Below are 5,084 nucleotides of genomic sequence, written 5' to 3' on the forward strand. Positions count from 1 at the left end.
CTATAGGTACTAAAAAGTAACATTTGTATGATTTAACTTATTTTACTCACAAAGGGAGGATTTCATATGAAGAAATACAATATTCCTGTAGAGGCGACTTTAGAAGTTATCGGCGGAAAATGGAAGGTTGTTATCCTTTGTCACTTAACGAAAGGTACAAAGAGAACGAGTGAACTAAAACGTTCCATGCCTGGTATTACACAAAAAATGTTAACACAGCAATTACGTGAATTAGAAGACGACGGCGTCATTCAAAGAAAAGTATACAACCAAGTCCCACCGAAAGTAGAATATTCTCTTACCGACTACGGTTGGTCTTTAGAATCCATTCTTGATTCTCTTTGTTCTTGGGGCGAATGCCATCTTGAAAAAGAAGGTAACACATCGATGCTAATTGCAGAAGGTGAATAATAGGAAAAAGGAAAAAACGAACATGAATTTGTTCATTTTTTCCTTTTTTTCTATATATATATGTACATTTCTAACTGGAACAAAATATTTTATACGCTTTCATACCTTGTCAGCACTACGTTATACACTCAATATCAAATAATTAGGAATCATTTTTATGTTAACATAGGTGTATATAGTATATAATATAGGATATATATTATATACACTTTCCGGTAACGGAGCTTTTCCATTATGCGGACAAGCCATGTATCGGACAGTTCATAAATAATAAGTAAGACGTTATGGTTTTAGATTTATGTCAGCTTACTTGCTGTCATAAATTTAAAGGCATTTTATTGTGTTTTGTGAAACTTTGTATAAAGTTTCGTAACCGTTTACTATCTTACTTATAAAAAATAAGAGTATTGCTATCGTAAAGGAGAATTGGAGATGCCAGAAACTATGACTCAAACAAAGCCAGAACAAGAAACTGTACAAATTTCTGCTAGCCAAGGACAACTTGATGTACTTGATCAGTTGTTAAAACCTGAGGTACAAGAATCATTAACAACACTAGTAGAACAGCTTCCAAAATTAACTGAGCTTGTTAACATTTTAACTAAGTCTTATGACTTCGCTCAAACTGTTGCTACTGATGAAGTATTAAAAAGCGACACTGTTGGTGCAATCACAGAGCTTGTAGAACCTGTAAAAGATACAGTGAAAAGCATGGCTGCTACTGCAATCGAAGCGAAAGATCGTGCTGACGAAAGCAACGAAGTTATCGGCCTGTTCGGTCTATTAAAATTATTAAAAGATCCACAAGCACAAAAAATGTTCCGCTTTGTGAACGCATATCTTCAAATTAGTGCAGAACGTAACAATAAATAAGTTAACTTATAACAACAATTAGTAAAGACGGGGGATATCATACTATGTCAAAACAAATTGTCATCTTAGGCGCTGGTTATGGCGGTCTTCTTGCCGCTTTAAACGTACGTAAATATTACAGTAAATCAGAAGCACAAGTTACAGTGATTAACCAATACCCAACGCACCAAATCATCACTGAACTACACCGCCTTGCAGCTGGTAACGTGTCTGAGCAAGCAGTTGCAATGCCACTTACAAAGCTTTTCAAAGGTAAAGATATCGATCTTAAAATTGCAACAGTTGAGTCATTCTCAGTTGATAGCAAAGAAATCAAATTAGCTGGCGGCACTACTTTATCTTACGATGCACTTGTAGTTGCTTTAGGAAGTAAAACTGCTTACTTCGGTATTCCAGGACTAGAAGAAAACAGCATGGTATTAAAATCTGCTGCTGATGCAAATAAAATCTACAAACACGTTGAAGACCGTATTCGTGAATACGCGAAAACGAAAAACGAAGCTGATGCTACAATCGTAATCGGTGGTGGCGGATTAACTGGCGTTGAGCTAGTTGGTGAGCTTGCTGACATTATGCCTAAACTTGCAAAAAGCCACGGCGTAAATCCAAAAGAAGTGAAACTTCTTCTTGTTGAAGCAGGTCCAAAAATCCTTCCAGTATTACCAGACCACTTAATCGAACGTGCAACTACTAGCCTAGAAGCGCGCGGCGTTACATTCTTAACTGGTCTTCCTGTAACAAACGTTGCTGGCAACGAAATCGACTTAAAAGACGGTCAAAAACTTGTTGCTAACACATTCGTTTGGACGGGCGGCGTACAAGGTAACCCATTAATCGGTGAATCAGGTCTTGAAGTTAACCGTGGACGTGCAACAGTTGATGCATACCTACAATCTACTTCTCACAAAGACGTATTCGTTGCTGGAGACAGCGCTGTTGTCTTCGCTCCAGACGGACGTCCATACCCACCAACTGCACAAATCGCTTGGCAAATGGGTGAGTTAATTGGATACAACTTATACGCAGCACTAGAAGGCAAAGCATTCGAAGAGTTCGCACCTGTAAACTCTGGAACACTTGCTAGTCTAGGACGTAAAGATGCGGTTGCTACAATTGGAGCAAGCAATACTCCACTTAAAGGCTTACCAGCATCATTAATGAAAGAAGCAAGTAACGTTCGTTACTTATCACACATTAAAGGTCTATTCAGCTTAGCTTACTAATCTGAATATAAGCCCGAATCATGCCCTGCATGGTTCGGGCTATTTTTATCCGTAATTTTCTCTAACTTATTTATTCGGCAGAAGAATCGTATAACCCTTTTAATTATCTAAATTTACTGATTATTTTATGTCCAAATTGTGTATACGAAAAGATGGAAGTATTCTTCCTACTCCCATCCTTTCACACAAACTATTCGCCTAACTTCACAAGACTGTAATTCTTCTTCCCTTTACGGATAATAATAAATCGTCCATCAAATGAATTTTCTACAGTAACATCTGTACCCACATCTGTTACTTTCTCACCATTCATAGAAATCGCTCCGTTATTAATATCTTCACGCGCTTGTCGTCTAGATGGTTCAATTCCTAAATCAACTAGCCATTCTACGATGTTTTTCGTCTCTTTTGAAGACTGAAATGTTGGCATTTCTTTAAAGCCTTGTTCAATTTCATCAGCTGTTAACGATTTAATATCTCCGCTAAATAACGCTGCTGTAATTTTCTCAGCTTGCAGGAACGCCTCTTCTCCATGAACAAATTTCGTCATTTCTTCCGCTAATACTTTTTGCGCTTCACGTTTATGAGGTTCCGCTTCTACCTTCGTTGCTAATTCATCAATACGCTCTTTCGTTAAGAACGTAAAGTATTTCAAGTATTTAATTACGTCACGGTCATCTGTATTTACCCAGAACTGGTAAAATTCAAACGGTGTCGTTTTTTCAGGATCAAGCCAAACCGCACCACCCGCTGATTTACCAAACTTCGTACCGTCCGATTTTAATAATAACGGAATCGTTAATCCGAATACTTTCGCCTCATGACCTTCTAACTTACGAATTAAATCTAAACCACTCGTAATATTTCCCCATTGGTCACTACCACCAATTTGCAGTTGAACATCCTCTTTCGTGTATAAATGATGGAAGTCCATCGCTTGCAAAATTTGGTACGTGAATTCCGTGAAAGAAATACCTGTATCCAAACGGCTTGCTACAATATCCTTCGCTAACATGCTATTGATGCTAAAGTTTTTCCCGTAATCACGTAAAAACTCAATAATATTTATTTCATGTGTCCAATCATAGTTATTTACCATTTTCACTTCGCTATTTCCACCAAAATCAAATAGCTTTTTCATTTGTGCTGTTAACGCATCTACATTATGCTGAACTACTTCTAACGTTTGAAGTTGACGCTCTGATTGTCGTCCACTCGGATCACCAATTGTTCCTGTTGCCCCGCCAATTAAAATAACAGGATGATGACCAGCTAATTGGAATCTCTTCATCATCATAAACGGAATCAAATGTCCGATATGCATACTATCACCAGTCGGATCAACTCCGCAGTATAGTGAAATCTTTTTCTCTTCTATTAGCTTACGTAAGCCTTCTTCGTCAGTCTGTTGATTAACGGCGCCGCGCCATTCTAACTCATCAATGATATTCATCTTTTGTCATCCCCTTTATTTTTTTAAAACAAAAAATCCCTATGTCTATGACATAGGGACGATTATTCACCGTGTTACCACCCAGTTTGTATAAATAGCATAGCTACTCATACCACTCTTAGCAATAATATCGATTGCCAGTCCGCTTAGCATTACCTAAGATACTCCAGAGTGTAATTCACAAGTTTGTTTGTGCTAGGTTCCAGCAACCCCTAGCTCTCTCGTTAACAGTGACAAACTGCTACTGGGCTCTTTCAACGTATGTTATTTGTTAAATTATTAGCCATTATATTGAATTGAAAACAAATTGTCAACAATACCCAAATATTATTTTAAAATAATTCATATCTTCATACGTATTTCTTTATTCCTTATCTTCTCCAATAATCCTTACTTCTCGCTCCAACTTCACGCCAAATTTCTCTTCAACTGTCTTTTGTACGAAGTGAATTAAATCGATGTAATCTTGTGCTGTTCCGTTATCAACATTCACCATAAACCCAGCGTGTTTTAAAGAAACTTCTACTCCACCAATTCGCTTACCTTGTAGTCCTGAGTCTTGAATTAACTTACCAGCAAAGTTATTTGGTGGGCGCTTAAATACGCTACCACATGAAGGATATTCTAGAGGCTGTTTTGACTCACGTTTAAACGTTAAATCATCCATTTTTGCTTTAATTTCTTCATGTACACCTTCTTCAAGTTCAAATCTCGCTTCAAGAATAATGTAATGGTTGTTCGCAAATACACTCTTACGATATCCAAATTCAAATGCTTCTTTCGTCAAAGTACGTAGCTCTCCATCACCTGTCATTACGACAGCTTCTGTTAATACAAACGAAATTTCACCGCCGTATGCACCAGCATTCATATATAATGCTCCGCCAACTGAACCTGGAATACCACAAGCAAACTCAAGACCCGTTAAGTTATGGTCTAAGGCAATACGTGATACGTCAATAATTGCTGCACCACACTGTGCTACAATCGTCGTTCCTGTTACAGTAACACCTGTAATATGAATTAAACTTACTGTAATCCCGCGAATTCCACCATCTTTAATAATGACATTCGATCCATTTCCTAAAAACGTAACTGGAATATTATATTCGTTCGCATATTTA

At 37.5% G+C, this 5,084-nt stretch carries 5 protein-coding genes and 1 other annotated feature; of the genes, 3 read left to right on the forward strand and 2 right to left on the reverse strand.

Going from position 1 to position 5,084, the window contains the following annotated elements; genetic code table 11:
• Positions 1–66 precede the first annotated feature (66 nt).
• From MR107_RS29205 to MR107_RS29215, 3 genes are all read left to right on the forward strand, one after another.
• The gene (locus tag MR107_RS29205; RefSeq protein ID WP_000760481.1) at positions 67–411 is read left to right on the forward strand and encodes a winged helix-turn-helix transcriptional regulator; all 345 of its coding nucleotides are present in this window, start codon (positions 67–69) and stop codon (positions 409–411) included.
• A 432-nt stretch (positions 412–843) separates the two neighbouring features.
• Entirely contained in the window at positions 844–1,284 is a 441-nt protein-coding gene (locus MR107_RS29210; protein ID WP_001115309.1) for a DUF1641 domain-containing protein, read from the forward strand.
• 44 nt (positions 1,285–1,328) lie between these two features.
• Positions 1,329–2,507: an NAD(P)/FAD-dependent oxidoreductase gene (locus tag MR107_RS29215; protein WP_000043202.1), complete on the forward strand. Its 1,179-nt coding sequence runs from the start codon at positions 1,329–1,331 to the stop codon at positions 2,505–2,507.
• A 190-nt stretch (positions 2,508–2,697) separates the two neighbouring features.
• On the opposite strand, the gene tyrS is transcribed toward MR107_RS29215, so the two are convergent.
• Positions 2,698–3,960 carry a tyrosine--tRNA ligase gene (tyrS, locus tag MR107_RS29220; protein WP_227899665.1) on the reverse strand — a complete coding sequence of 421 codons (1,263 nt, stop codon included), beginning with the start codon at positions 3,958–3,960 and terminating at the stop codon, positions 2,698–2,700.
• Positions 3,961–4,011: 51 nt separating this feature from the next.
• Positions 4,012–4,227 (reverse strand) — a binding site (T-box leader).
• A 97-nt stretch (positions 4,228–4,324) separates the two neighbouring features.
• The coding region (gene murB / locus MR107_RS29225; protein ID WP_242293090.1) for a UDP-N-acetylmuramate dehydrogenase at positions 4,325–5,084 on the reverse strand (760 nt) is incomplete at its 5' end.

This window comes from Bacillus cereus group sp. BfR-BA-01441 (assembly GCF_022663075.1).
Classification (GTDB): Bacteria; Bacillota; Bacilli; order Bacillales; family Bacillaceae_G; genus Bacillus_A; species Bacillus_A cereus.

Excerpts from the sequence above, each read along its gene's own strand:
- MR107_RS29210 (WP_001115309.1), top strand. The coding sequence starts at position 844 with ATGCCAGAAACTATGACTCAAACAAAGCCAGAACAAGAAACTGTACAA.
- MR107_RS29205 (WP_000760481.1), top strand. The coding sequence starts at position 67 with ATGAAGAAATACAATATTCCTGTAGAGGCGACTTTAGAAGTTATCGGC.
- MR107_RS29215 (WP_000043202.1), top strand. The coding sequence starts at position 1,329 with ATGTCAAAACAAATTGTCATCTTAGGCGCTGGTTATGGCGGTCTTCTT.
- tyrS (WP_227899665.1), bottom strand. The coding sequence starts at position 3,960 with ATGAATATCATTGATGAGTTAGAATGGCGCGGCGCCGTTAATCAACAG.